The 25,146-nt window shown below is 71.1% G+C and carries 18 protein-coding genes and 1 pseudogene; 11 read left to right on the forward strand and 8 right to left on the reverse strand.

Translation table 11 applies throughout. The features are described from left to right. Positions 1 to 45: 45 nt before the first annotated feature. Positions 46 to 1,113, forward strand: coding sequence for a glycosyl hydrolase family 18 protein (locus ABZV77_RS12625; protein WP_356254425.1), 1,068 nt, complete (start codon positions 46 to 48; stop codon positions 1,111 to 1,113). Positions 1,114 to 1,158: 45 nt separating this feature from the next. On the opposite strand, the gene ABZV77_RS12630 is transcribed toward ABZV77_RS12625, so the two are convergent. Continuing rightward, positions 1,159 to 2,586, reverse strand: a complete 1,428-nt coding sequence (locus tag ABZV77_RS12630) for an amidase (RefSeq protein WP_356254428.1) — start codon at positions 2,584 to 2,586, stop codon at positions 1,159 to 1,161. A gap of 171 nt (positions 2,587 to 2,757) precedes the next feature. On the opposite strand from ABZV77_RS12630, the gene ABZV77_RS12635 reads away from it, so the two are divergent. Further along, positions 2,758 to 3,792: a LacI family DNA-binding transcriptional regulator gene (locus ABZV77_RS12635; protein ID WP_356254431.1), complete on the forward strand. Its 1,035-nt coding sequence runs from the start codon at positions 2,758 to 2,760 to the stop codon at positions 3,790 to 3,792. A gap of 49 nt (positions 3,793 to 3,841) precedes the next feature. Here ABZV77_RS12635 and trxA read toward each other — a convergent pair whose 3' ends face one another. Beyond that, on the reverse strand, positions 3,842 to 4,225 hold the full coding sequence (gene trxA / locus ABZV77_RS12640) for a thioredoxin (protein ID WP_356254434.1): 384 nt from the start codon (positions 4,223 to 4,225) through the stop codon (positions 3,842 to 3,844). Between the two features lie 169 nt (positions 4,226 to 4,394). Between trxA and ABZV77_RS12645 the strand changes: the two genes are divergently transcribed. Next, positions 4,395 to 5,819, forward strand: a complete 1,425-nt coding sequence (locus ABZV77_RS12645) for an NAD(P)/FAD-dependent oxidoreductase (protein ID WP_356254437.1) — start codon at positions 4,395 to 4,397, stop codon at positions 5,817 to 5,819. Positions 5,820 to 6,066: 247 nt separating this feature from the next. After that, positions 6,067 to 6,269 (forward strand): annotated as a pseudogene (locus ABZV77_RS12650) (ATP-binding cassette domain-containing protein); the annotation flags it as partial. A 67-nt stretch (positions 6,270 to 6,336) separates the two neighbouring features. Here ABZV77_RS12650 and ABZV77_RS12655 read toward each other — a convergent pair. Continuing rightward, entirely contained in the window at positions 6,337 to 6,603 is a 267-nt protein-coding gene (locus ABZV77_RS12655; protein WP_356254440.1) for a hypothetical protein, read from the reverse strand. Positions 6,604 to 7,134: 531 nt separating this feature from the next. Between ABZV77_RS12655 and ABZV77_RS12660 the strand changes: the two genes are divergently transcribed. Next, positions 7,135 to 8,004, forward strand: coding sequence for a hypothetical protein (locus tag ABZV77_RS12660; protein WP_356254443.1), 870 nt, complete (start codon positions 7,135 to 7,137; stop codon positions 8,002 to 8,004). Between the two features lie 238 nt (positions 8,005 to 8,242). Next, positions 8,243 to 11,431 carry a DEAD/DEAH box helicase gene (locus tag ABZV77_RS12665; protein ID WP_356254446.1) on the forward strand — a complete coding sequence of 1,063 codons (3,189 nt, stop codon included), beginning with the start codon at positions 8,243 to 8,245 and terminating at the stop codon, positions 11,429 to 11,431. A 264-nt stretch (positions 11,432 to 11,695) separates the two neighbouring features. Here ABZV77_RS12665 and ABZV77_RS12670 read toward each other — a convergent pair whose 3' ends face one another. From ABZV77_RS12670 to ABZV77_RS12685, 4 genes are all read right to left on the reverse strand, one after another. Continuing rightward, positions 11,696 to 12,724: an HNH endonuclease gene (locus ABZV77_RS12670; protein ID WP_356254449.1), complete on the reverse strand. Its 1,029-nt coding sequence runs from the start codon at positions 12,722 to 12,724 to the stop codon at positions 11,696 to 11,698. After that, positions 12,721 to 13,320, reverse strand: coding sequence for a class I SAM-dependent methyltransferase (locus ABZV77_RS12675; RefSeq protein ID WP_356254452.1), 600 nt, complete (start codon positions 13,318 to 13,320; stop codon positions 12,721 to 12,723). The genes ABZV77_RS12670 and ABZV77_RS12675 overlap by 4 nt, the downstream gene beginning before the upstream one ends. A 276-nt stretch (positions 13,321 to 13,596) precedes the next feature. Beyond that, positions 13,597 to 16,275 (reverse strand): rifamycin-inactivating phosphotransferase, encoded by a 2,679-nt coding sequence (gene rph / locus ABZV77_RS12680; protein ID WP_356254455.1) that lies wholly within the window; start codon positions 16,273 to 16,275, stop codon positions 13,597 to 13,599. Between the two features lie 339 nt (positions 16,276 to 16,614). Beyond that, positions 16,615 to 19,893, reverse strand: a complete 3,279-nt coding sequence (locus ABZV77_RS12685) for a cytochrome P450 (protein ID WP_356254457.1) — start codon at positions 19,891 to 19,893, stop codon at positions 16,615 to 16,617. Between the two features lie 217 nt (positions 19,894 to 20,110). Between ABZV77_RS12685 and ABZV77_RS12690 the strand changes: the two genes are divergently transcribed. The 5 genes from ABZV77_RS12690 to crcB (ABZV77_RS12710) all read left to right on the forward strand — a co-directional run bounded on the left by ABZV77_RS12690 (position 20,111) and on the right by crcB (ABZV77_RS12710) (position 24,160). Then, on the forward strand, positions 20,111 to 20,875 hold the full coding sequence (locus ABZV77_RS12690; RefSeq protein WP_356254460.1) for a PAS domain-containing protein: 765 nt from the start codon (positions 20,111 to 20,113) through the stop codon (positions 20,873 to 20,875). A gap of 22 nt (positions 20,876 to 20,897) precedes the next feature. Next, positions 20,898 to 22,010, forward strand: coding sequence for a M20 family metallopeptidase (locus ABZV77_RS12695; protein ID WP_356254463.1), 1,113 nt, complete (start codon positions 20,898 to 20,900; stop codon positions 22,008 to 22,010). Positions 22,011 to 22,077: 67 nt separating this feature from the next. Next, a complete protein-coding gene (locus ABZV77_RS12700) occupies positions 22,078 to 23,190 on the forward strand; it encodes a glutamate--cysteine ligase (protein ID WP_356254466.1) in 1,113 nt (370 codons plus the stop codon). Positions 23,191 to 23,369: 179 nt separating this feature from the next. Beyond that, a complete protein-coding gene (gene crcB, locus ABZV77_RS12705) occupies positions 23,370 to 23,789 on the forward strand; it encodes a fluoride efflux transporter CrcB (RefSeq protein ID WP_356254469.1) in 420 nt (139 codons plus the stop codon). Beyond that, positions 23,786 to 24,160 (forward strand): fluoride efflux transporter CrcB, encoded by a 375-nt coding sequence (gene crcB, locus ABZV77_RS12710; RefSeq protein WP_356254472.1) that lies wholly within the window; start codon positions 23,786 to 23,788, stop codon positions 24,158 to 24,160. Before crcB (ABZV77_RS12705) ends, crcB (ABZV77_RS12710) begins: the two co-directional genes overlap by 4 nt. A gap of 30 nt (positions 24,161 to 24,190) precedes the next feature. Here the strand turns inward: crcB (ABZV77_RS12710) and ABZV77_RS12715 are convergent, their stop codons facing one another. Beyond that, positions 24,191 to 25,120: a glycosyl hydrolase family 18 protein gene (locus ABZV77_RS12715; protein WP_356254475.1), complete on the reverse strand. Its 930-nt coding sequence runs from the start codon at positions 25,118 to 25,120 to the stop codon at positions 24,191 to 24,193. Positions 25,121 to 25,146 lie beyond the last annotated feature (26 nt).

Consider the following 25,146-nt stretch of genomic DNA (forward strand, 5'->3'; position numbering starts at 1 on the left):
TCAATCCGCTGAGCGGGTCCGCGGGATGACCCGCAGGCTCGGTCCATGCCGCCACGAAACATGCGCAACGCCCGCTCCCTCGCCGTGCTCGCCGCCGTGGGCGCGGTGCTGGCCACGGTGCCCGCCGCGTCGAACCCCGGCGTCCCCGCCGTCCCCGCGCCACCGCCCCGCACGGTCTCCGCCTGGCTGCCGTACTGGGACCAGGACGCCGCGTACAAGAACGCCCTGCGCCACGCCGACCAGCTGCACACCGTCAGCCCGTTCTGGTACCGGATGCGGTCCGCCGGGCGTGTCGACCCGCACACCGGCGCGGGGGAGCGGCGGATCGTCGACGGGCTGCACCGGGCCGGGATCAAAGTCGTGCCGACCGTCATGGAGACCCTGCAGCCCGACGCGCTCGCGGGCGTCGTGACCGACCCCGGCCGCCGCGCCACACACATCGAGGCCCTGCTCCGCATCGCCCGCAGCCGCGCCTACGACGGCCTCGACCTCGACTACGAAAGCATCGCTCCGACCGGCGACGCCACGTACGAGAAGGTCCGCGACGGCTACGCGACGCTGGTCACCGACCTCTGCCGCAGGCTCCACGCCCTGCGCAAGCAGTGCATCGTCACCGTCTCCCCGAAGACCGCGGGCACCGGACGCGTCTGGGACTACAAGCGGCTCGGCGCGGCCGCCGACCGGCTGCGCGTCATGGCCTACAACCTGCACTGGGCCGAAGGCGCGCCGGGCCCGCTCTCCACCCCTGCCTGGTACGACGAGATCCTGCGCCGCGCCACCGCTGAGGTGCCCCGGAACAAGCTGGAGACGGGGCTGCCCGCCTACGGCTGGGACTGGGCCGTCGGCAAGCGCGAAAGGGCCCGGCACGTGACCTCGCGGGAGGCCGAGGCGCTGCGCCGCAAGGTCGGCGCCCCCTACCGCATCGACCCCCGCTCCAGCACGCCCCACTTCACGTACAAGGACGGGCGGACGAGCCGGACGGTCTGGTACCAGGACGCCCGCGGAACCGCCGCGCACCTGCCCGTGCTGCGGCGGCACGGGGTGCGCCACACCGTGCTGTGGGCGCTCGGCTTCGAGGACCCCGCGCTGTGGCGGGAGTTGGCACGTACATGAGCCCGCCACCATCGACAGCCCACCACCGTCGACAGCGCGCCGACCTCACGAGACCGCCACGTCCGGGAGGGGCGTCGGCCACTGCTCGTACCACCGCCGGTCCGCCTCCAACTGCGCCGCCAGGGAGACCAGAAGCGGTTCGCTCCCCGCGGGCCCGAGCAGCTGCGCGCCGACGGGCAGCCCGCCAGGGGTGCGCCCCGCGGGCACGTTGACGCCCGGCCAGCCGAGGACGTTCCACGGCCACGCGTAGGGGCAGGCGGCGATCATGGCCCGGTCGGTCCGCCAGCCGCTCATCGTGGCGAGCGTGCCGACGCGCGGCGGCGGAGCGGCCGTCGTCGGGGCGATCACGGCGTCGTACGTCGAGAAGACCGCCCCGACCCGGCGGTGCAGCGCGGCCTCCGCACGGCGCGCGAGCCGCAGCGGGGCGCCGCCCAACAGCCGCCCCATGCGCGCCGCTTCCTGCGTCCGCCGGTCCAGGAGGGAGACGTCGGGCACCTGCCGGGTCCACTCGGCGATGCCCGCCGTCGCGCGCGGCACGAACGCAAGGCCGATCTGCCCGTAGCGCGGGTCGGCCTCCTCGACGTCGTGACCGAGCGCGGCGAGCCGGTCGGCGAGCGCCACCACCCGGTCCCGCACCACGGGGTGCAGCTGCTTGGGCGTCGCCGTGAACGGCATCCGCAACGACAGGGCGATCCGCAGCCGCCCCGGATCACGGGTCGCCGCCTCCGCCGCCCGCACGGGCGCCGGTCGGTGCAGGTCACCCTCGTGGCTGCCGCTCGCCGCGTCGAGGAGCAGCGCGGCGTCCGCGACCGTCCTCGCGAGCGGGCCGTTGACGGTGATGCCCTGGAACGCCTCGGGCCAGGGCCAGGTCGATATCCGCCCGCGCTGCGGCTTGATCCCGACCAGATGGGTCCAGGCGGCGGGGATCCGCACCGAGCCCGCGCCGTCCGAGCCCAGCGCCGCGGGGACAAGACCCGCCGCGACGGCGGCCGCCGAACCGCCCGACGACCCCCCGGGCGTGTGTCCGGTGTTCCACGGGTTGCGGGTGTCGCCGAAGCCGGGCCCCTCCGTGAACGGCCACTGCCCCAGCTCGCACGTGTTGGTCTTGCCGACGATCACGGCCCCGGCCGCCCGGAGCCTGCGTACGGCCTCGGAGTCCGCCGATTTCGGCGGGAAGTCGCCCCTGCACCCGAACGCGGTCGGCTCACCCGCCACGTCCATGTCGTCCTTCACCGCCAGCGGCACCCCGAGCAGCGGCCGCCCGGCGGTGGCCGCACCCGCCGCCAGCTCCCGGTCGGCGGCGTCCGCCTCGGTGAGCGCGGCCTCGGCCCGCACCAGCTTGAAGGCGTTGAGCACGGGCTGAGCGGCCTCGATCCTGGCCAGCGTCCGCTCGGTCAGCGCACGCGAGGTCACCTCTCCCTCGGCCAGCGCGCGGGCGGTGCGCGCCAGGCCTTCGGCACGGTCGGCAGTCATGTGGGGGACACCTTCGTTCGACGACGGGTGCCCGAACGTTAACCGGCGAGTAGCTCGCCACGGAACGGGACCAACGCCGAACGACGGCAGGGAAGTTCACGCCACGGGCACGGCCCGGCTCCACCGCCCGCCTCAGGCGCCTCCGGCGCCGTCTGCAAAGATGCCCCTGTCATGGTGCAGATACCGAAGCAGCAGCCCACGCAGCGCTCCGTGCCGACGAGCGCCGACGTCGCCCGCCTGGCGGGGGTCTCCCGCGCGACCGTCTCGTACGTCCTCAACAACACCAGCGCCGTCCGGATCAGCGAACCCACCCGCCGCCGCGTCCACGAAGCGGCCAGGGAACTCGGCTACGTCCCGCACGCCGCCGCCCGCAGCCTCCGCGCCGGGCACAGCCGCATGGTCCTCATGCCCACGTCGGAGATCCCGATGGGCCCGCTCTTCAGCCGGTTCTTCAACGAACTGCAGTGGGCACTGAGCAGCTTCGACTACACCGTCGTCCAGTACGCGAGCCTCGGCCTGACCGGCGAGGACGCGGCCCGCGCCTGGGCCGAGCTGCGCCCCGTGGCGGTCCTGGCGCCCGACGCCTCCGCGCTCAACCCGCGCGGCGTGACGGTCCTGAAGCGGTCCGGCGCCAGGGCCGTCTTCACGCTCGGCCCGCACCGCGTCGAGGGCGCGCACGCCCTGCTCATGGACGGCCGCAGGGTCGGCGAGGCCGCGGCGCTGCACTTCCTGGCCCGCGGCCGACGGGCCATCGGCGTCGTCGTGCCCGAGGAAGGGGGCCTGGAGCACTTCTCGCAGCCCCGCCTCGAAGGGGTCCACCAGGCGGTGGAGAGGGCGCGCACCACCGGCGCCTCGGTCACCGAGCTGCCGCTCGCCTACGACGAGGAGTCCGCCGCCCGGCTCGCCGCACGCTGCCGCGCCGAGGGCATCGACGCCGTCTTCGCCTACAACGACGAGTACGCGATGCTCCTGATGCGCGCGCTCCAGGACGAGGGGATCGACGTCCCCGCAGAGATCGCCGTGATCGGCTCGGACGACCTGATGCTGGGCAGGCTGCTGCGCCCCCGCCTCAGTACCGTCCGCATAGAGCTGCCGTCCGGCCGCGGCCTCGCCGAACTGGTCGACCGCGTGGTGCGCGACCCGGGTGCGGAACCCGAGGTGCACGACGTGCTCGGGGCGGACGTCGTGCACCGCGAGTCCAGCTAGCTCACAGCCCCTGATACTCGTACTGCTCGTACTGCCGGAGCTCTCTGTCCTACTGCTCCTGCTGCTTGGCCTGCTCCTCGGCGACCTGGCGACGGACCTCGTCCATGTCCAGGTTCCTGGCCTGGCCGATGACGTCGGTGAGAGCGGCCTCGGGCAGCGCGCCCGGCTGGGAGAACACCGCCACCTGGTCGCGGACGATCATCAGCGTCGGGATGGACTGGATGTTGAAGGCCTGGGCCAGCTCCGGCTGGGCCTCCGTGTCGACCTTGGCGAAGACCAGGTCGGGATTGGCCTCGGCCGCCTTCTCGTAGACGGGGGCGAACTGCTTGCAGGGCCCGCACCACTCCGCCCAGAAGTCGATCAGGACGAATCCGTTGTCCGTGACCGTCTGGTCGAAGTTCTCCTTGGTGAGCTCCACGGTGGCGCTGCTCATGGTGTGTCCCTACTTCCTGTCCTGTATGGGGCGTGGCCGCTGTGCACAACGGCCGATCGTGCGGACGTATTCCGCCTGGTCGCACGCGGAACGGTGCCCCGCGCACATCGGCCTGTCTCGCGCGCGTACCCGTGTGGCCACGGCGCACACCTGCCGACACACTGTCCTCATGACGGATGCCATCACGTACGACGTTGTAGTCATCGGAGCGGGCCCCGTGGGGGAGAACGTGGCGGACCGCGCACGCGCCGCGGGACTGAGTGCCGCGATCGTGGAGAGCGAGCTCGTCGGGGGTGAGTGCTCCTACTGGGCCTGCATGCCCAGCAAGGCCCTGCTGCGCCCCGTCATCGCCCGCGCCGACGCCCGCCACGTCCCGGGCCTGCGCGACGCCGTGCGGGGCCCACTGGACGTCGCCGCGGTCCTCGCACACCGTGACGACTACACCTCGCACTGGAAGGACGACGGCCAGGTCGGCTGGCTGGAGGGGGTCGGCGTCGACCTCTACCGCGGCCACGGCCGCATCGCGGGCCCCCGCGAGGTCACGGTCACCGGGACGGACGGCACCGCGCACACGCTCCGGGCCCGCCACGCGGTGGCCGTCTGCACCGGCACCCGCGCGGCCCTGCCCGACCTGCCGGGCCTCGCCGACGTCAAGCCGTGGACCAGCCGCGAGGCCACCAGCGCCGACCACGCCCCCGACCGCCTCCTCGTCGTGGGCGGCGGCGTCGTCGCCGTCGAGATGGCGACCGCCTGGCAGGCGCTGGGGTCGCAGGTCACGGTCCTGGTACGCGGCGGGGGCCTGCTGCCCCGCATGGAGCCGTTCGCCGGAGAGCTGGTGCAGGAGGCCCTCACCGAGGCGGGCGCCGAGGTCCGCTCGGGCGTCTCGGTCACCGCGGTGCGCCGCGAGAACGGCACCGTGACGGCGACCCTGGACGACGGCTCCACACTCCAGGCCGACGAGATCCTCTTCGCCACCGGCCGCGCCCCGCGCACCGACGACATCGGCCTGGAGACCGTCGGCCTGCAGCCCGGCTCCTACCTCCAGGTCGACGAGAGCCTCCGCGTCGAGGGCAGCGACTGGCTCTACGCGGTCGGCGACGCGAACCGCCGCGCACTCCTCACCCACCAGGGCAAGTACCAGGCCCGCATCGCGGGCGCCGCCATCGCGGCCCGCGCCCAGGGGGTCCCGCTCCTGGAGACGGACCGCTGGGGCGCCCACTCCGCCACCGCCGACCACGACGCGGTCCCGCAGGTCGTCTTCACCGACCCCGAGGCGGCCTCCGCGGGCCTGACCCTCGCGGAGGCGGAAGCGGCGGGCCACCGCGTCCGGGCCGTCGACTACGACATGTCCGGAGTCGCGGGCGCGGGCCTCTACGCCGACGGCTACCGCGGCCGCGCCCGCATGATCGTCGACCTGGACCGCGAGATCCTCCTCGGCGTGACGTTCGTCGGCCCCGGCGTCGGCGAGCTCATCCACTCGGCGACGATGGCGATCGCGGGCGAGATCCCCCTGAGCCGCCTGTGGCACGCGGTCCCGGCGTATCCGACGATCAGCGAGGTGTGGCTGCGGCTGCTGGAGACCTATCGCGGTTAAGTGCAATCGGTGGGACTGCGGACGCATGGTCTGGCTCGCAGCATGATCGGACGTTCCCATGGCGGCTGTGCTCGATACCTCGTCGGCGTCCATCGCCTCTCCCGTATGTCCGCCGCGATCACTTCACCGGAGCGTCACGTGACAACGTGCTCGCCGCGGTCGAATCCGTCGGTGGGTACGTCATGGCCTGGGCCGACGACTGGGCAACGCCGGGTGTAACCAATCCGATCACCCGCGCGGAGCTTGGTCTGGGCTGGGCATCCTGTTGGCCAAGGAATGGTGGGGTGGCCAGGAGCTGTCCGGCGGGCAGCGGCAGAGGACCGCACTCGCCGGAGCGTTCCACCGTCCGGCCGGACTGCTCATCCTGGACGAACCGACCGACGCCCTCGGCCCGAGCACCGTACCTTCATCTTCACCGGACTACGTTGCCTCGCTGCCGACCGCGCGGTCGGCCGGGTACGTGAAGGCGCCGGCGATGCATACGATCCGCGGGGGACTCCAGTCGACCTCCTGGGAGTCATCCTCGCCGAGCTTGGACTGCGCCAAGTTCTCGAACTCGTGGTGGTGGTCCTGCAGCCAGCACAGGTACTGAAAGTCCTTGGACGAGGACCGCCTCGTCGCGCGTCCGCTTGAACTCCACGATGTCTGGCGTGCCGTTCTCGTCTAGCCCAAGCGAATCGATCCGGCTTCCATGGCGCTCGGTGCGGAACTCGGTGGCCAGGAAGCGGATGCCGAGCATGGTCTCCATGTTGCCCTCGATCAGCCACTGAAGCTTGGCCTCCACGCTGATGACCTCCCCGGGGCCTCTGTGATGTCCCGGCCTCTGACCTTGAAGACCTTCAGGTTGCTCATGAACGTCCCCACCCACCTCGATCACTGCGAACGCACAATCGACGGAGGGAGGCGTCTATTCCTGTCCAGCTCATAACGTGCCTCGACGCAGTGCCTCAGGTCGCAGATCGGCCTGCGAATGGATCGCCGCGCAATTCTTCCCTCTCGAGAAGGACCGCAACGGGCGAAGGTGGGGCGGCACTTCCTCTTGCTCCTGGGCACGATGGGGAACAGCCGGTTAGGCCTTCATGGCAGGCCTCGTATCGTGGCAGCGCGTCCGGTACGGACTCGTCGCCATCGCCCTGACCCCGCTGGTTGGCGGTGGTCGTGATCGGGCTGCGGCAGCACCGCAAACGCATCCGGAACAAACTGAGCGTGCCTCTTGAGGCACGACTCGGGCTGACAGCCGCGCCGGATCCCCTCCCACTTGTCATCGTCAAACACTCGTACGACGTATGGTGCTGTAGTGCGAGAGAGTCGATCGGTGATGTCCGGCACGCCGCTCGGGGTGGTTGCGGCGGCACTGAAGCACATCACAGAATCTGTGGACTTGTGCCCCTTGCCCCGATCGGACTCTCATACGCCCATCCGCGTATCCGGCCTCGAGTTGCCTGACGTGACAAGAGCTTTCGGCCGGGCACTCGTCGGTGTGCTCGCCGGAGCGGTACGGACGGACCTCCGGCTCGCGGCCCGGCTGCTGGCGACTGGAATTGACGGCCGAGCAGAATTCGTCGGCAATGTCCGCACGTTGATCGGTGTGGACAACGACTTCGGTACGGCCGAGGCCATCTTGTTCCGCGACACCAAGCGGAACGCCTGGATTGCTGAGGGCGTGCTGCACATCCTTCTCGCCGTGCAGGATCAGGCGTCGGCGGATCTCCTGGGCGGGCGTATTCAAGCGCTGCGCAAAGTGCACACCCGCCCCACCCAGCAGGGCTTCGACGCGGTGGCGTTGTATCAGAACGGCGACGAACTGTCCATCGCCATAGGGGAGAGTAAGGCGTCGCGCGAGGACGGCAGCGGTCAGCTGACCGAGGCCACGCAGATTTTCAAGCACATCGACCTGGGCGAATATGGGCTCCAACTGCGGCAGGAGTTGGAGGCACTCTCGGAGCACCTGTCCGACGACCTCGCGGCACAGGTCGCGAGCGCCGTGCTGAAGCGGCTCTGCTATGTTCCGTCCATCGTTCACGAAAAGGAATTCGATCCTGGAAAGAGACGTGAGACCTTGGCCAGACTACGGCCGGCGGTCGACCGTAAACGGCTCCTTGTCATACAACTCCAGGATTTCTACGGATTCTTCGATTCCGTCGCGGACACGATGCGTGACGCGGTGAACGAGATAGTGGTGTGACATGTTCAACCGTGGCATAGATACCCTGCTCGAGAGTCTCCCCCGTATCGGGCGGTTCGGCGCCGACGAGATCCGTCGCATGCTCACTCTGGCCTGGGCCGAGGTTGTGGAGGACCGGGACCTGTCCGGGGCGGATGGATCGTCGCCCGCCGTCCCCGGGGCGTTGGGCACGGCGGGAGCGTCTAACCTGGATGATTACCGAACCCCCCACGCAGCCTTGCGCCGACTGGCCACCGCTTTGGAAGTACACGCAGTCCTGGCCCCGGAGCTGGCGCCGAGCACGGTGCAGGCCTGCGCGTTCGTCGCGGCGGAGTCCCTGTCGATCTGCAATGAGCACCCGGATGTCCTAGCCGCGGTACCTGCTCCGTCACCGTCCCCCCTCGGATCCGTACGCCGTTACGAGCAGTTGGAGGCTGGTCTGCTCTACCGCATCGCCGGCTACGACGCGAACGCCGCGCGGTGCGCCGACGCGATCGGAGACCTGGACACGCCGCCCGATGTAGAGTCGCCTGTCTCGGAGTGGACGCTGCACACCATCCGCGACCTGTTGTCCACGCGGTCGGGCCGCGACCTGTCCGCGCCGCCCCCGGTTCCGGGTCCGGAGACGACTCTGGCACACCGCGTACGCGACGCGCTGTGGCGTCGTCTGGGCGGGGCGGTACAGCGGCACGCACGGTGGCTCACGTATCAGCCCGGCGGTGCTCTCGGCGCGATCGGTGAAGTCCGCGAAGTGATCGGTCTGTTGCGTGCCGATGCCGACGAGCCCGGCAGTCCCGACATTTGGCCGAGTCACGCCGCGCACTCCGACATCCACCACCTCGCGGTCCTGCTGGCCGAAGCCATGGGCGAGGGGGAGGTGAGGTCCCTTCGCTCAGTATCGCCGCCGGACGACGACGGGGACGGGCGCTTCGCCAGGTACGTACGTGAGCAGGCCGCTTCCAGGCCACTGTTGTGGCCCGCCGCACGGCTCTACGCCGAGTCGGTGTTGCCCGGGCCGGACGGGCACGCCGTGGTCTGTGTGCCGACCGGCGCCGGCAAGTCGTCGGTGGCGGAACTGGCCATCGCCCAGACCCTGCACCGGGGTTGGGTGCTGTACTTGGCACCCACGAACGCGCTGGTCGGGCAGGTGGAACGGCGACTCCGTGCCGTCTTCGGCGGCTTTCCGGGGGTGACGGTGCGTGGCTTCATCGGCGGCGCCGAGTACACCACCTTGGGCTATGAGGACCTGGGCCTCATCGAGCCCTGCCAGGTGCTCGTGATGACACCGGAGAAGTGCTCGCTGGCGCTGCGGCAGAACCCGGACGCCTTCGATGACCTCCAGCTGTGTGTCCTCGACGAGGCTCACCTCATCGACGAGCCGGGCGGGCGGGGAGCCCTCACCGAGCTAGTCATGGCCGAGGTGCTGCACCGGGCGCCGGACGTCCGGGCGTTGCTGCTGTCGGCGCTGATCGCCAACGTGGACGAGCTTGCCCAGTGGCTCGACGCCGCCACCGGAGTCGACGCCGTGCCGATCAACCACCCGTGGCGGCCAACCCGTACGCTGCGAGCCATAGCGGGCTTCGACCTGGTTGGGGATGCCGCGGCCCGATCCCGCGCGGGCGAGGCACTCGCCGTACTCCCCTCGCACCGCAAGAACATCGGCTACCAGTCGCCAGTCTCTCTGCTCGTAGGCCTTCAGGGGGCCTGGCGCACGTCCGCGCCCGCCGACTACGCGGTGGTGCAGACCTCGTTGCACTCCCCGCGCACACTTCACCGGGCGGATGGGCCGGTCTCCAGTGGTGTCTGCTTCCCGATGACGTCTGTCCTCGTGCAGGCCCTCGCGGAGAACGACCACCGTGTACTCGCCTTCCTCCCCAAGAACCGGCACGACAGCTTCTCCCAGGCCGTGAAGCTCCCCGGCGACACAGGCTGGGTGCCACGCGACAGGGATCCGGAGATCGACGCCCTCCTCACGCTGTCCGACGCCGAGCTTGGCGTGGCCTCCGAGCTACGGACCACTCTGGCGAAGGGCGTGGGGGTCCATACCGGGGCGCTGCTGAGGGAGGAACAGCGCGCCAGCGAGCTGGCCTTCGACCGGGGCCGCATCCGCGTGCTCTTCGCGACCGGCACCCTGTCGCAGGGCCTGAACCTCCCCGCCACGGCCGTAGTGATAGGCGGCACTGGCGTCGGCTACGACGCGGGGGAATCCCTCGCCGACCGCGAACGCCGATCGCGCACCCAGCTATTGAACGCCATCGGCCGGGCCGGACGCGCCTACACCTCGGCGAGGTCCGTCGCGGTCGTCGTACCGACGCATGCCGCATACGTGGCGCCGCACGTCAACGGCTCTGCCACGGCCCGAGCCGCTGAGGCCACGTTCCTCACCCATGAGGACGCCGCCAACCGCGTCACCAGCAGACTGGATGGGCTGATCGAGAAAGTACTCGGAGACACTCTCGAGGTCACCACGCTGGAGGCTGAGGAGCAGTCGGCCTTCTCCTTCCTCGCCTTCGCCGCCGACAGTGGGGACGCACCGGGCGTGGTGGGCCGGACCTGGGCGGTGCACCGGGCCGGAGCAGCGGACGAAGCCGCACCGATCGCCGCCGCCCTTGAGGTCACGGGGGCGAGCTTCCTCGCCCGTGAGGACGTGCCGCAGTGGGTGAGCCTCGCCGCGCACCGAGCCGGTCTCGGCCTTCCGGAGACCTCGCTGCTCTACCGGCTGCTCTTCGCCGAGCTGGGCACAAACGAGCCGCCCGACACGGTGACGGACTGGGGTCGGCTCCTGGTGGCCTTCCTCGCAGCGGCGCCGCCGGACGCGCGGGAACGGCTGCTCCCCCTGATTGACGTCTACAAGTCCACAGCCATCGAGGAGTTGTGGTCACCGGAGCCCGCGTCGGCCGGGCGTGGGCACCGGGCGCTGTGGGACACCCTCCTCGCCTGGCTGCGGGGCGAGGATCTGGCATCCGTCGCGGTCCACGCACTGGGCCTGGGCTCAGCGGCCGATGTGCCGGACGGACGCGGGCGGAGTGGTCTACTGCCCAAGATCATCGGATTGACCGACAAGGGATTCGGTTTCCGCTTGAGCATCCTGGCCGGCGCGCTGGGATCCATCGTCGCCACCGCCTGCGAGTCCGAACCGGACCCCGGCCGTTGGGAGTTGCCGGAGCAGAGCTACAGGGCGCTGGGGCTGCTGCCCTTTGGGATCCGCTGGGGCGCGGACGGGCCGGGGACAATCGCGTGGCTCAGGGCGGGGGTACGGCCCCGCGTATTGGCACACCTGCTGGAACGCCGGATGCCGCTGGCTTCCGATGGCTACTGGATGGACGACGAAGACCTGCGGCGACTTGCCACCCGCCAGCTCACGCAGAGACCCGAGCAGGTGTTGTGGGCTATGGCGGACGAGGGGGAACGACGGCTCGCGTCGGCGATGCTGCGCGTACGCGTGTGACATCGGGGTGCCCCAAGCCGCTTGGTGTGTCAGGCCCCTGATTGCGAGGGATTCTCAGGGATTTTCAACTCTGTCACAGGGGCTTTTCAGGGACGATCCGGCGTGCAGACCGGAAAGCCCGTGACAGGGCTGAAAGACTCAAGGTGCAGGGCAGAGTGTGCTTTCTCAGCACTCGATGACGTTGGCTGCGAGCCCGCCTCGCGCCGTCTCCTTGTACTTCACGTACATGTGGCCCTTGTCGTCTGTCAGTTCACCGGGGCGGTGTCAGATGCAGAGCTTCTTCACTTCCCGGATGACGTTCCACCAGTTCGCCGTCGGCGGGTGCCCCGATGCCACGAGTTCGCGGCGGAGCGTGACGGCCAGGGGGACCTTGGAGCTTTTGATCGCTTCGTTGCGGAGGGCCAAGCGCCGTAGCAGCTCGTCGCAAGGGACGGTGGCGCTCTTGTCCATGTTGCACGTCGCGTGCGTCGGCGCGAGGTTCCACACGGCGTCGAGGTCGGGGCCGGGCCAGCCGGACACGCTGCCGAGGCGTTTCATCAGGGCGAAGGGGAAGACGTGGTCGATGTGCACGGCGTCGTTGACGGCGATGACGTGCTGGCAGATGAAGCAACGGCCGTGCTGGAAGGGCGCGAGCGCCTCGCGGATGCCGGTGATGGGCTTGCGGCGGAGCTTGCCGGTCAGCTGACCGGTCTCGGCCAGCTGACCGGTCTCCAGGTCTGCGGCCATGCCGTGGTCGAGGAGGGAGCGCCCGATGCCGGTGGCGAACGAGTTCTCCACGATGTTCCAGCGCGCTTCGATTTCCGTGCCCAGTATCGCGGCCTGGCCGTGGGCCGCGACGGACAGCAGCTCGGGAGTGACCCGGACGACTTGTTCGCGTCGGCTGCCGGTCAGCTCGTAGAAGCGGTGCCACACAGGCCCGCCGCGCAGGTTGTGGAACTTGTCCATCACCATGTTGGGCATGGATCTCGCGGCCGCGTCCACGAGTGTGTCGGTGGGGTGGCCCAGGCGGCTCGACTCTTCTGCTTCGTGTGCCATGAGGGTGAGGAAGTCGCGGTCGCCGAGGGGCTGGGCCGCGCGTGCCTGCGGGGCGTGTGTCGTATGGGCGAGCAGGCTGCCCGTGTATGTGGAGGCGAGGTCGGTGAGCGCGACCTCGGTCTCGCCGCGTACGGCATGTTCCAGGAGAGCTTGTCCCAGGGCGAACTTGTACGTCCGGTTGTTGTCGCCCATCAGGATCGCCATGCGCCAGGACGTGCGGGGACAAGGGTCGGTGGCGAAGAAGTCGGTGCGGCTCATCCGGCTTGCTCCTTGTGCAGGATCAGCTGGCTCCAGGTCACGTCGGAGCGGCCGAGCCGGTCAGGACCGCCGCCCGAGACGTGGAGCAGGGTGAAGCCGCAGTGCTCGGCGAGGAGTACGGTCTGGCCGACTGGAACGTCGAACATTCGCCGGTCCGCGGGCGGTGGACCGTGCCGCAGCGACAGGGCGACGATGCCACCGGGTGCTGTGAGGTCGTACAGGCGTCGCATGGCGGGATCGCGCTCGTCCTCTTTCAGGTGCGTCCACACGGCGGAGAGCAGGATCAGGTCGAAGGGACCGGCGAGACGGGGGAGTGCGGGCAGCGCGTCGTCCAGCCAGGTCACCTCGGCTGCCGTGTGCAAGCGCTGAGCCCATGCCCGCAGTTCGGGCACTGGCTCGACGGCGACGACATCGAAGCCGCGAGCCGCGAACGCGGCGGCGTCCCGGCCCGTGCCCGCCCCGACATCGGCCACGCGTGCCGGAGCAGTGGGCAGGAACGGTAGAACCTCCCGGTGCACCGTCTCGAAGCGCACACTCTCATACCGCTCGGCCAAATCCTCGGCGGACCGGGCGTAGTACTCCTGCACTGCCTCCATGTTTTGCACCCTACGACCCGCCACTGACAGAAGGGTGCTCTGATCCGGGGGCGGGGCAGTGCGATCACGCAGCATGGCCCGACACGATCTCAGTGGTCTCGTCATGCTTGGGCCCCGGTGCCGATCACCGAAGGGGGCTCTGGGAACCCCTGGCCGGATAGTCGCTCAACTGGAGTTCTCAAGGCCTTGCCGACGGCTCTGGGGCGTCGGCTACGGTGTGTCCTTCGCGGCGGCTGCTGGAGACGTACAGGGGCTGAGCGCGGTCGCCGCGCAGGCTCAGTCGAGGATCTCCACGTACCCGTCGGTCCCGTGGACCCGAATCCGCTGGCCGTCCCGGATGCGGCTGGTGGCCCGGTCCACGCCCACGACGGCCGGGAGGCCGTACTCGCGGGCGATCACCGCGCCGTGGGTCATGAGGCCGCCCGCCTCCGTCACCAGGCCCGCGATCGCCACGAACAGGGGCGACCAGCTGGGGTCGGTGTAGGCGGTGACCAGGATGTCGCCCGCCTCCAGGTCGGCCTCCGCGATGTCGTGGATGACCCGGGCCCTGCCCTCGACCGTCCCCACGGAGACGGGCAGGCCCACCAGGGCGCCGTCCGGCAGGCCCTCGCGACGGTACGCCCCGGTGATGGCCTCGCCGTCCGACGTGAGCACCCGGGGCGGTGTGAGCGCCTCGTAGGAACGGAAGTCGTCCTTGCGCTGCCGGATGAGCCCCTCGTCCACCTGCTGTGAGACCACGGCCTGGCGGACCTCCTGGAAGGTGAGGCAGTAGATGTCCTCCCGCTCGGTGAGCACCCCGGCCCGCACGAGGCGGTCGGCCTCCTGCAACAGGGCCTGCTTGTAGACGAAGTAGCGGCTGACGATGTTGTACTTCGGGTACTCGCGGTAGCCGACGAAGGTGCGGACCCGGTCGATCATCCGCTTGGTCTCTTCGGCCTTGTGCTTCCCGTCCGGCAACAGCCGCAGGCGGGACAGCACGTCCTGTTCCTTCTTGTACGCCTCCTGCCGCCCCTGCTCGAAGCGCCGCTCGGCGGCACCGGGCGCGAAGTTCCTGACGTTGTCGAGGATGACGGGCACGAGCGCGGAGGGGCGCTCGCTCCAGCGGGGCCTCGTGATGTCGATCTCGCCGACACAGCGCATGCCGTAGAGGTCGAGGTACGACTCGATGGCGTCGCGGGCTTCTGTCCCGCCCGGCAGCTTGGCCATCCCCTCCAGGAAGCCGATGTCTTGGCCGTCCCCGGTGTCCCCTGTGTCCCGGGTGTCCCCGAGGTTCCGCAGGAACGCGACCACCTCCGGGTGCGGGCGGACGGCGTCGGCGACGTCGAGCAGCGCGAGGCCCATCTCCGAGGTGATGTTGTCGGGGGCCGAGAGCGTGAGCGTGTCAGCCGCGTTCTTCTCGCCCAGCCACTCCTGCAGGTGGTCATTGAGCCACCACGTGGCCTCCATCCCGGCCATGATCGCCTGCATGCTCAGCGGATCGCCCAGGACCCGCTTGTGCTCGTCGAAGGCCTGCAGCAGGTACTCGAACAGCGCGGGTCCGGACTTCGACCCGATGTCGGACCGCAGCGCGGCGAGAGACGTCCGGCTGCGTTCGATCAGTTCGGTGACGACGGCGGAATCGGTGGGGATGGGGGTGGGCGCGCCACCGGGCCGCGCGCCACCGGGTCGCGGGCCGCCGGGGCCTTCGTCCGGGAGCGAGGGGACGAAGTCGCCGCGGTCGAGGACGGTCTCCAGCGCGTCCCGGATCAGCGGATCCCCCTTCCCGATGAGGTCCAGGAGTCCGGCGCGGCCGGCGGGCGAGCCCAGGCGCCGGATGACGTCGACGAATAGCCGTCCACCTGCGTGGTGCATCGGCACCATGGCCGTCAGCTGCCACATGGAGAGCCCCAGCGGCTTCATGGCGTCGGTCATCATCTGCTGGTGACCGGTGGAGACGTAGAGGTGGTTCTCCTGGTCGTCGGTCTCGGGCACGGGGAACAGGGTCGTGATCGGCCGACTCTGCACGACCCGGAACCCGGCGGAGTCATCCTCCCCGTCCTCCTCACCCTCCCCATCGACCAGGCACCACTCGATGTCCTGCGGCCGCCCGAAGTGCGCCTCGATCCGCCGCCCGAGCCGCACGAGCTCCACGACCTGCGCGTCGGTGAGCGCCGGGTCCTCCTGCCGCGCCGCGTCGACGGCCACTTCCCGCGTTCCCCCGCCCGGCAGGGCGTACAGGGCGCGCTTCTTCGCGGCGATGGTCCGCTCGACGATCTCGCCGTCGCGCACCCGGTGGACGTCCGGGTTCACCAGGCCGGAGACCAGGGCCTCACCGAGACCGAATCCGGCGTCCACGGTGGCGACCTTCCGGTTGCCCGTGACGGGGTCGGCCGTGAACAGGATGCCGGAGGCGTACGGGGTGACCATGCGCTGCACGACCACGGCCATGTGGACCGTACGGTGGTCGATGCCGTTGCGCCGACGGTAGGTCACGGCCCGCTCGGTGAACAGCGAGGCCCAGCACCGGCTGATGTGCCGGAGGATCGCCTCGGGCCCGATGACGTTCAGGTAGGTGTCCTGCTGGCCCGCGAAGGAGGCGGTCGGCAGGTCCTCGGCCGTCGCGCTGGAGCGGACGGCGTAGGCGCCCTGCTCGCCGAGGCGGGTGAGCTCGGCGGTGATCACTGCCGCGAGATCCGTCGGGACCGCGACTGCCTCGATGATCCGGCGGATCTCCGCGCTGAGCGTGCGGATCGCCTCCCGGTCGTCCGGGTCCAGGCGCGCCAGCCGGTCGAGGCGGTCGCCGAGCGGAACCTGCGCCATGATCCGCCGGAAGGCGTCCGTCGTCACGCAGAAGCCGTCCGGCACCCGGATGCCCTCGATGCGCGACAGCGCGCCCAGGTGCGCGCCCTTGCCGCCGACGACCGCGATCCGCGCCTCGTCGATGTCCTGCAGACCCACCACGTACTGCTCGGTCACTGAGCAACTCCCCATGCGTTCTCGCTCCACCACAATCACCAGGTTGTGGCCTCGGCCGAGGATTGTGCGCCACGACCGGGGCCTTGCCGCAAGGCCCCCGGGGCGCTATAAGTTAAGAGTGGCAAGGAGAGCAATTCTCCTTGCCCTTGTTGTTTTGCGGCCCACGCCGCCCGACTGGCCGTCACGGGTACGTCACTGCGGCCGTGACCGCCGTCCTGCTGATCGTCCTGGTCACCGCCATCCGCCGCCACGGTCATCGCAAGCGGCTGCTCGCGGACCGCCGAAGGTATTGCAGGGATCAATGAGGTCGCATCCAGCAGGTTCCGGGGGATCTGCTGCCTATGCGCTCACATACACGTCCTCCACATACCGCCCCTCGGCGACGAGCCCCTGCCACCACGCCTCGGCCTGCTGGGGCGAGTCGCCGCCCGCGTGCTTCATGTGGAGCTGGCGGAAGGCCTCGCGGACGCCGGGTGCCATGCGGCCGCCGTCGCCGCAGACGTAGACCCGGGCTCCGGACTCCAGGAGGTGCCAGATCTCCTCGGACTCGGCGGCGATGCGGTGCTGGACGAAGAGGAGTTCGCCCTCGGGGGCCCGGGAGTACGTCGGGCGCATCGACACCGCTCCCGCGCGTTGCGCCGCTTCGAGTTCCGTGCGGTGGAGGTAGTCGACGTCGGGGTGGTCGCAGCCGAAGTAGCAGAGGGCGGGGGCGAGGGGAGTGCCGTTGCGGAGGAGGTCCAGGCGGTCGGCGATGGTGCCGCGGAACGGGGCGAGGCCCGTGCCCGCGCCGATCATGATGACCGGGGTCCGCGCGTCCGCGGGGATCCGGAACGCGTCGCGGCAGGGCTGCACGCGCGCGTGGAGCGTGTCGCCGGGCCGCAGGCGGTGGAGGTACGAGGAACCGGTGCCCCGGTACGTACCGCGGCCGGAGCGGTCCGGTGCCGAGAGGAGCGACACCATCAGGTCGGCATGGTCCGGAGAGACGGCGGGCGATGACGAGATCGAGTAGTGGCGGGCGCGGATCGGCGGCAGCAGATCGAGCAGGACGGGCCAGGGGAGTTGACCGCGCAGGGCCGGGTGGTCCTCGACCAGGTCGAGGAGGCTGCCGGGCCGTGCGGCCAAGGTCTCGGGGGAGGCTGCCAGTTGCTCCAGGGCCGCGCGCTCGGGCGGGCACGGGTTGTGCTCGGCGAGCAGGGTGACCTGGGCGGCCGTCGGGGCGTCCCGCAACTCGACGTAACGGGCGAGGAGTTCGCGTACGGCCACGGGGCGGTCCAGCGGCAGGGTGGTGCGGCCGGGCCGGTGGGCCCGGATGTTGAGGACCGCGTCCAGGTCGACGCCGAGCAGTGTGGCCGCGCGCTCGATCACTCCGGGGTCGTTGACCGGAAGCACCGCGAGATGGTCGGCGGTGCGGTAGGTGACGCCGTCGGGGAGCGCCACCTGCAGGAACCGCTTCGCGCGGGCGAGCGGATCGGTGAGGTCGGCCAGGTCGGCCGCCTCCGTGACGGTCATCGGCACCGTGCCGTGCCGGGCGTCCAGCGCGTCGAGCGGCCCGCCGGAGACCTCGACGACGTCGTACGTCCTGGTTGCCGGTGCGGGAGCGGTGGCCCCGGCACTCTCCGGGTCCCCGTACCGCCGCAGCAGCGTGTGGCGGAGCGTCGCGGTGAAGCGCTCCACCGACCCGGTGAGGTCCCCGGAGGCGTCGGCCTCGGCGCGCTCCAGGAGGCGGGTCGCACCGGCAGCGGCGAGCCCGTCGTCGATGAGCGTGGGCACCTTCTGGTAGGTCGCCGCCCAGTTGCGGTCGCCGACGCCGAGGACCGCGTACCGCACACCGGCGGCCGCGTCCGGCGCGGCGCGGGACAGCCAGGAGACGAACTCGCCCGCGTCGTCGGTGGGCCTGCCGTTGTAGGAGGCGGTGACGATCACGACGGGGGAGTCGGCGGGCAGCGAGTGCAGCGCACCGGCGGCGTCGTCGAGCGGGGCGACGCGCGCGTCGAAGCCGAGGTCGGCGGCGAGGTCCCCGAGCTGCTCGGCGTACCCGCGGCAGGTCCCGAAGTTGGAACCGTGGAGCAGGGTGAGGGCGGTGCCCGGCATCGCGCGGGTGGGGAGGCCGTCCGCCGGCTGGTCGGTATGGGGCCGCGAGGTCCGGGAGAGCCGCGAGGTGCCGCCCATCGTGTCGCCCCCGGCACCGGCCCCGCCGCGCGCACGGTCCGCGGTGGTCCGCGCCGCCAGCGTCATGGTGAAGCCCTCGGGCTTGAGGGTGAGGGTTTCCTTGACCTTCAGGCGGTAGTCGGCGCGGTTGATGAAGCGGTAGCGGTGCACCAGCATGCCGAGCAGCATCGTGGCTTCGTGCAGCGCGAACTGCCGCCCGATGCAGGCGCGTTCACCGGTTCCGAACGGCTTGTACGCGTGCGGGGAGCGGGCCGCCTCCGTCTGCGGGGCGAAGCGGTCGGGGTCGAACTCCTCGACGTTGTCGCCCCAGACCGGGTCCCGGTGCAGCATCGGGGTCAGCACGACCACGTACTGTCCCGCTTCGATCGGGTGCCCGCCGAGGGTCGTGTCGGCGAGGGCCCTGCGCTGGAACGCGGGCGCGGTGGGCCACAGCCGCAGTGCCTCGTTGAGCACTTGGCGCACGTAACGCAGCTTGCCCACGTCTTCGTACGTCGGCTCGGGGTCGGGATCGTCGCCCCACAGGGCGTCGACCTCGGCCTGCGCGAGGTGCAGGACCGCCGGGTTCTTCACCAGGTGGTGGAGGGCGAAGGCGAGCGTGCCGGACGTCGTCTCGTGTCCGGCGATGAGGAACGTGATGACCTGGTTGCGGATGTTCGCCTCGTCCAGTGTCTCTCCGCTGCTGGGGTGCGGGGAGTTGAGCATCAGGCCGAGCAGGTCGTCGGCGGAGGTGTCGCCCGACGCCTTGCGGGTCTCGATCACCTCGTCGACCACCTGGGCGAGGAAGGCGGCGTCGGCCTCGAACGCCGCGTCATCGGCGGCGTAGTCACCGGCCGGGTTCCGGGCCAGCTTCGCCTGACTGTGCGCCAGACCCCGTACGAGAGCCTGCACGAAGGGGTGCGGATCGGTGCGGCCGAACGACTCGAAGTCGTAGCCGAAGCCGGACAGGCCGATGGTGTCCAGCGTCATCCTGGTCATGTCCTCGGAGACCTCCACCGGCGCGGACTCGGCCGCGCCCGGCGCGAACCGGCCGTCCCAGGAGGCGATGAGGCGCCGGGCCACGCGCAGCATGTGCGGGTGGTACGTCCGCATCGAGTTCATGGCGAACGCGGGGAGCAGGATGTCGTGCGCCTTGGCCCAGTTGGGCTCGTCGTCGTACGCCGTGAACAGGCCGTCGCCCGCGATGCCGCGGACGTTCCGCAGCGCGGGGCCGACCCCCTTGGCGAACCGCGTCTCGTCCGACAGCTCCTCGACCAGCTCCAGGGAGCTCGCCCAGACGGTCTCGCGCCCGTGGTACCTGCGGACGAACAAGGGCCCGTGCACCCGCGCGAGCTCCACGGTCTGCTGGATCGGAGTGGCGGTCGGCCCGGCCGCCGTCACGTCGACGGTGGGCAGTACGAGGTCCGGATGGTCCTTGAGGCCACAGACCTCGACGGTGTGTTCTTCGCTCATGGCGGCAGTGCCCCTTCCCTTGGACACGAGGGAGTCGAGCGCCCGGCAGGTGGGGCGCGGTATCCACGGTGGCCTTCGTCGAGGGGCGGCTTCGGGCGAGAACTACATATTCTTGTAGGGGTCTTTTCCGCCCCGGCACTTGCGCGGTGGGCACGATGCCGTGGGCGCGACGGACGAGGGTGCGAACGTGAAGGGAGCGAGGCGCGTGGGTGGGGAAATGAAGCGCGGAGGTGAAGCCATCGGGGACGAGGAGCGGGGCGCGGCGGCGGAAGAGGCGGACGCCGCGGTGTGGCGCGGCCGGTTCATCACCCTGCTCGACCGCTCCCCGACGCCGACCGCGATCGCCCGGACGAACGGCCTCGTCACCGTCGCCAACCCGGCCTTCGCCACTGCGCTGGGACTCCAGCCGGGCCGGGTGGCGAACCGGCTCCTGCTCGACCTGCTCACCCCCACCAACAGCGAACAACTCCGCAAACTCGACGAGGCCATGCGCTCCGGCCGCCGGTCCCGCTACCCGGTCGAGGCGTGCTGGGCGGCAGGCGGAACGACCCGCCACGGACAGGTCACCGTCGAACCCGTCACCGACCCGCTGAAGGACACCCCGCCGTTGATGGTGACGCTGCGCGTGGCGGAGGAGCGGGACGAGCCCGCGAGGAACGGCGCCGCCGCCCGCACCGGCCGCCCGGGCGCGGTGGACGCGGGGGAGGAGCTCGCCCACCCCGCCGTGAGCCCCCAGGAGGCCCGCATCCTGCGCCTCGTCGCGGGCGGCGCCACGACGTCGGTCGTCGCGCGCACGGTCGGCATCGGCGCCGACGGCGTGAACTACCACCTGACACGGCTCTGCCGCCGCTTGCAGGTCCCGAACCGGACGGCGCTGGTGGCGCGGGCCTACGTACTCGGACTGCTGGACCCGGAGGCGTGGCCGCCGCAGACCTCGGGCCCTGCCGGGCGCCGCGGAGGTCCCACCAGGGGCGGTGCATGAACGCGCACGTACCCTTGCCGACGTGACGAAGCGCGAAGCGGTCGACGTGAAGGTCGACGCGATGATCGAGGACCTCAGGACACTGGTCGAAGTCGAGTCGCCGTCGCGCGACCTCGACGCCCTCACCGAGTCGGCGAAAACCGTCGCCGAGGTCATCGAGAACCGGCTCGGCGGGCACGCCGTCCTCATCGCGAGCGAGGCGGGCCCGCACGTCCACTGGTCGGCCGGCGGCGACCCCCGCGTACTGATCCTCGGCCACCACGACACGGTGTTCCCGCTCGGCACCCTCGCGCGCCGCCCCTTCGCGGTCGCGGACGGGCATGCGACCGGCCCCGGCGTCTTCGACATGCTGGGCGGCCTGGTGCAGGCCGTGCACGGCCTGGCGGCGCTCGACGACCTGTCGGGCGTCGAGATCCTGGTGACCGCGGACGAAGAGGTCGGCTCCCGCTCCTCCCGGGCCCTCATCGAGGAGCGCGCCCGGGCCTGCGGCGCGGTCCTGGTGTTCGAGGGCGCCGCCGACGGAGGCGGAGTCAAGACCGGCCGCAAGGGCTGCGGCACGTTCGATGTCACCATCACGGGCCGCGCGTCGCACGCGGGCCTCGAACCCGAGGCGGGGATCAACGCCCTGGTCGAAGCGGCGCACCAGGTTCTGGCCATCGCCGCGCTCGGCCGCCCCGACATCGGCACGACCGTCACCCCGACCGTCGCGTCCGCGGGCACCCTGGACAACGTCGTCCCCGCGGAGGCGACCGTCGTCGTCGACGTCCGGGTCGAGTCGGCCGAGGAGAAGGAACGTATCGAAGCCGCGTTCGCCGCTCTGACCCCCCGTCTCGCCGGGGCGCAGATCACCGTCCAGGGAGGCGTCGGACGTCCGCCCATGCCCGAGTCGGCGGCGGCCGGGCTCTTCGCGATGGCCCGGCAGCTGATCCCGGGCCTGGAGGGCAGGGCGGTCGGCGGCGGCAGCGACGGCAACTTCACGGCCGCGCTCGGCGTGCCGACGCTCGACGGTCTCGGCGCGGTCGGGGGCGGCGCGCACGCCGATCACGAGTACGTGGTGGTCGAGGCGATGGCCGAGCGGGCGAACCTCGTGACCGGCCTGGTGCGCGCGATCCGGCACGCAGGGGGCACGTTCTAGCCGGTCGGCCCGGACGGCGGCGTCGTCTCCGCCCGCCACCGCCGCCCGCCGTGAGAAGCTCGCGCTCATGACGGGTGAGGGGCGGCTCTCCGTAGGGGTGGAGGAGGAGTATCTCGTCGTCGATCCCGTATCGCGCACGGTACGGCCGTACGGCGATCGAGTGGCCGCGCTGGCCGCCGGGCGGCTCGGCAAGGAGCGGGTGGGCGATGAGATCACCCGCTTCCAGGTGGAGGCGAGAACGGAGCCGCACACCTGTCTGGGCGCACTCGCCGACGACATCATCGCGATGCGCGGCGCGGTCGCGGATGCGGCCACGCGCCAGGGGCTCGCGGTCGTATCGTCCGGGGCGCCGGTACTGGGGGAGGTGCGGCCGCTCCCACTCACCCCCGGGCCGCGCTACGCAGGCAGTCTGGCGGCGTTCCGCGCCCTGGACGACGAGCAGTGCGCGGCCGCCTGCCACGTCCACCTGGGCATCCCGGACCGGGCGCTCGCCCTCAAGGTGAGCAACCGGCTGCGCCCGTGGCTGCCGGTGCTGGTGTCGCTCACCGTGAACTCCCCTTACTGGGCGGGCCGGTGGACCGGGTATGCGAGCTGGCGGACCCTGTCCTGGGCGCGCTGGCCGGTGGCCGGACCACCGCCGTACTTCGAGTCCGTGGCGCACTTCGAGGAGTTGGTGGGCCACCTGCACACGGCCGGGGCGGTCATGGACCGGGGCGGCCTGTACTGGGACGTACGCCCCTCGGCCCATGTGCCGACGCTGGAGATCCGCGTGGCCGACGCACAGATGACCGCCGGGGAGACGGTCCTGCACGCGGCGCTGGTGCGGGCGTTGGCGCTGACGGAGCTGCGCGCCGTCCGGGCCGGTGAGCCGGTCGTGAACCCGGCGCCGGAGGTGCTGCGGGCGGCGTACTGGCGGGCGGCCCGTGACGGCCTGCGCGGCTACGGCCTCGATGCGCACACCCAGCGGCTCCGACCGGCACCGGTCCTGGCCGAGCGGCTCTATGCGCACGTCCGCACGGCCCTGGAGGACAACGGGGACGGTGCCCGGGTCCGGGCGGCCTGGGCGCGGCACCAGGCCCGCGGCACGGGCGCCGAGCGGCAGCGGGCCGCCCACCGCAGGGACAACCGCCTGGAGGACACCGTGGACGCGCTGACCGGCTGCTTCGACAGCGTGGGGTGAGATGCGGGGCCACACCCGCGCCGGTTAACCTTGAGGAAGCGGCGATCTTCCGGGCTGCCCCGGACGCGCCGCACGGCGGTGGGGCTCGCCGTACCCGAACCGCGGCAAAGGCAGCCGCCAACGGTCCCTACTTGCGAACGAGTGCGCCCGGCGACGGGCGACGGCGAGTAGGAGGAACGTTGACGCGGCACGAAGGGAAGACCGTCGCGGCGGTGGCCGTGGGCGGCGGCATCGGCGCGGTGGCCCGGTACGCGGCAGCCACGTGGTGGCCTGCCGCCCCCGATGCATTCCCCTGGACGACCCTCGTGGTGAACGCCGCGGGCTGCGCCGCGATCGGCGTCCTCATGGTGCTGGTCACGGAGGTGCGGACGGTCCACCCCCTGGTCCGGCCGTTCCTGGGCACGGGCGTCCTCGGCGGCTTCACCACGTTCTCGACGTACGCGGTGGACATCGAGCGCCTCGTGCGCGGCGGCCACGCCCGCACGGGCCTGGCCTACCTCGCCCTGACCCTGATCGCGGCGCTCCTCGCGGTGTGGGCCGCGGCATGGACGACGCGCCGGGTCGCGGCCGCACGTATCGGAGCGGGGAGGCGGGCATGAACTGGCTGCTCGTGGTCGTCGGCGGCATGATCGGCGCCCCGCTGCGCCACCTGACCGACCAGGCCCTGCGGAAGCGGTACGGAACCGACTTCCCCTGGGGCATCCTCACCGTCAACGTCGCGGGCTGCCTGATCCTCGGCGTGCTGACCGGCGCGGTCACGGCGGGCGCTGCGTCGTCGCAGACCCAGCTGTTCCTCGGCACGGGCCTGTGCGGGGCGCTGACGACGTACTCGACCTTCTCGTACGAGACACTGCGGCTCGCCGAGGGCGGCATGCGGTTCTACGCGGTGGCCAACGCGCTGGGGAGCGTCGCGGCGGGCCTCGGCGCGGCCTTCGTGGGGGTGGCCGCTGCCGAGGCCCTGTGGCTGTGACGTCTCCGGGGCGGTCGCGTCGGCCCGGCGTCAGCGCTTGAGCGCCGCCGACACCTCGGCCGCCCACTTCCAGGGCGCGGACGTGCCACCGGGCTCGGAGTTGAAGTACTCCCACCCGGCGACGCCACCGAACCCGGGGTGCTTCGAGGCGAGCGCGCCCAGCGTCGATTTGAGAGTCGCCATGTCGACGAATCCGCTGCCTCCGTTGGCGGGGGAAGTCAGGGCGCCCGCCACCACCTTGTCCGCGGGAATGAGCCCCCGGGCGATGATGTCGTCGTAGTCGGACGTCGAGTCCATCGCGCCCCAGCCGTTGTAGAACTGGGCGTTGAACCACGAGATGTCACCGCCCCGGCTGCGGTAGAGAGCGTCGTAGTCGAAACCGGAGAGATTTCCGCCGCCACTGAGCGCGCTGCCCACCGGCGCGAGCGTAATGAGGAAATCGGCACCGAAGTCGGCGCGCAGCGCGCCGATGACGCGCTCGATTCCCGCGAGCGACATGCTCTCTTCGACGTCCAGGTCGACGCCGTCGAGTTCGAAATCGCGGATGAAGTCCCGCAACAGCGGGTAATACGTGTCGAATTCGGTGTCGAGCCGCGTGAAGCTGCCGGGCGCCGCGCCGCCGATCATCGCCAGTACGTGCACGCCCTGACCGCGCAGGGTCTTGAGATCGCGCCACATCTGCTCGTACTTGGCCGCGCTCGGCGGGTCGTCGTTCAAGTGAATCGGGGCGTTCGGGCCGTTGAGGTCATTGATGTGCACGGCGGCGACCAGGACGTCCGTCACACCGGTCTTGTTCTCGGTGAGCGCAAGCGGCGACACATACGTGCCGTTCGCGTACTGCGTCTGGTAATAGACGACCACGCGTTTCCCCGCCGCCGCCGGTTTCCGTGCCGCCATGGCCGTACCGCCCGACGTGGCGGTGAGCGCCAGTGCCGCGAGCAGTACGCTGCGCCTCTTCATGCTCATCTCTCCCCTGGTTCGAAGTC

Origin of the sequence: Streptomyces sp. NPDC004732, assembly GCF_040609235.1 — a bacterium.
Taxonomy (GTDB): domain Bacteria; phylum Actinomycetota; class Actinomycetes; order Streptomycetales; family Streptomycetaceae; genus Streptomyces.

Bases quoted from the DNA above. Each gene is read 5' to 3' on its own strand.
- ABZV77_RS12625 (WP_356254425.1), top strand. From the start codon at position 46: ATGCCGCCACGAAACATGCGCAACGCCCGCTCCCTCGCCGTGCTCGCC.
- ABZV77_RS12630 (WP_356254428.1), bottom strand. From the start codon at position 2,586: ATGACTGCCGACCGTGCCGAAGGCCTGGCGCGCACCGCCCGCGCGCTG.
- ABZV77_RS12635 (WP_356254431.1), top strand. From the start codon at position 2,758: ATGGTGCAGATACCGAAGCAGCAGCCCACGCAGCGCTCCGTGCCGACG.
- trxA (WP_356254434.1), bottom strand. From the start codon at position 4,225: ATGAGCAGCGCCACCGTGGAGCTCACCAAGGAGAACTTCGACCAGACG.
- ABZV77_RS12645 (WP_356254437.1), top strand. From the start codon at position 4,395: ATGACGGATGCCATCACGTACGACGTTGTAGTCATCGGAGCGGGCCCC.
- ABZV77_RS12670 (WP_356254449.1), bottom strand. From the start codon at position 12,724: ATGAGCCGCACCGACTTCTTCGCCACCGACCCTTGTCCCCGCACGTCC.
- ABZV77_RS12675 (WP_356254452.1), bottom strand. From the start codon at position 13,320: ATGGAGGCAGTGCAGGAGTACTACGCCCGGTCCGCCGAGGATTTGGCC.
- ABZV77_RS12685 (WP_356254457.1), bottom strand. From the start codon at position 19,893: ATGAGCGAAGAACACACCGTCGAGGTCTGTGGCCTCAAGGACCATCCG.
- ABZV77_RS12690 (WP_356254460.1), top strand. From the start codon at position 20,111: ATGAAGCGCGGAGGTGAAGCCATCGGGGACGAGGAGCGGGGCGCGGCG.
- ABZV77_RS12700 (WP_356254466.1), top strand. From the start codon at position 22,078: ATGACGGGTGAGGGGCGGCTCTCCGTAGGGGTGGAGGAGGAGTATCTC.
- crcB (WP_356254472.1), top strand. From the start codon at position 23,786: ATGAACTGGCTGCTCGTGGTCGTCGGCGGCATGATCGGCGCCCCGCTG.
- ABZV77_RS12715 (WP_356254475.1), bottom strand. From the start codon at position 25,120: ATGAAGAGGCGCAGCGTACTGCTCGCGGCACTGGCGCTCACCGCCACG.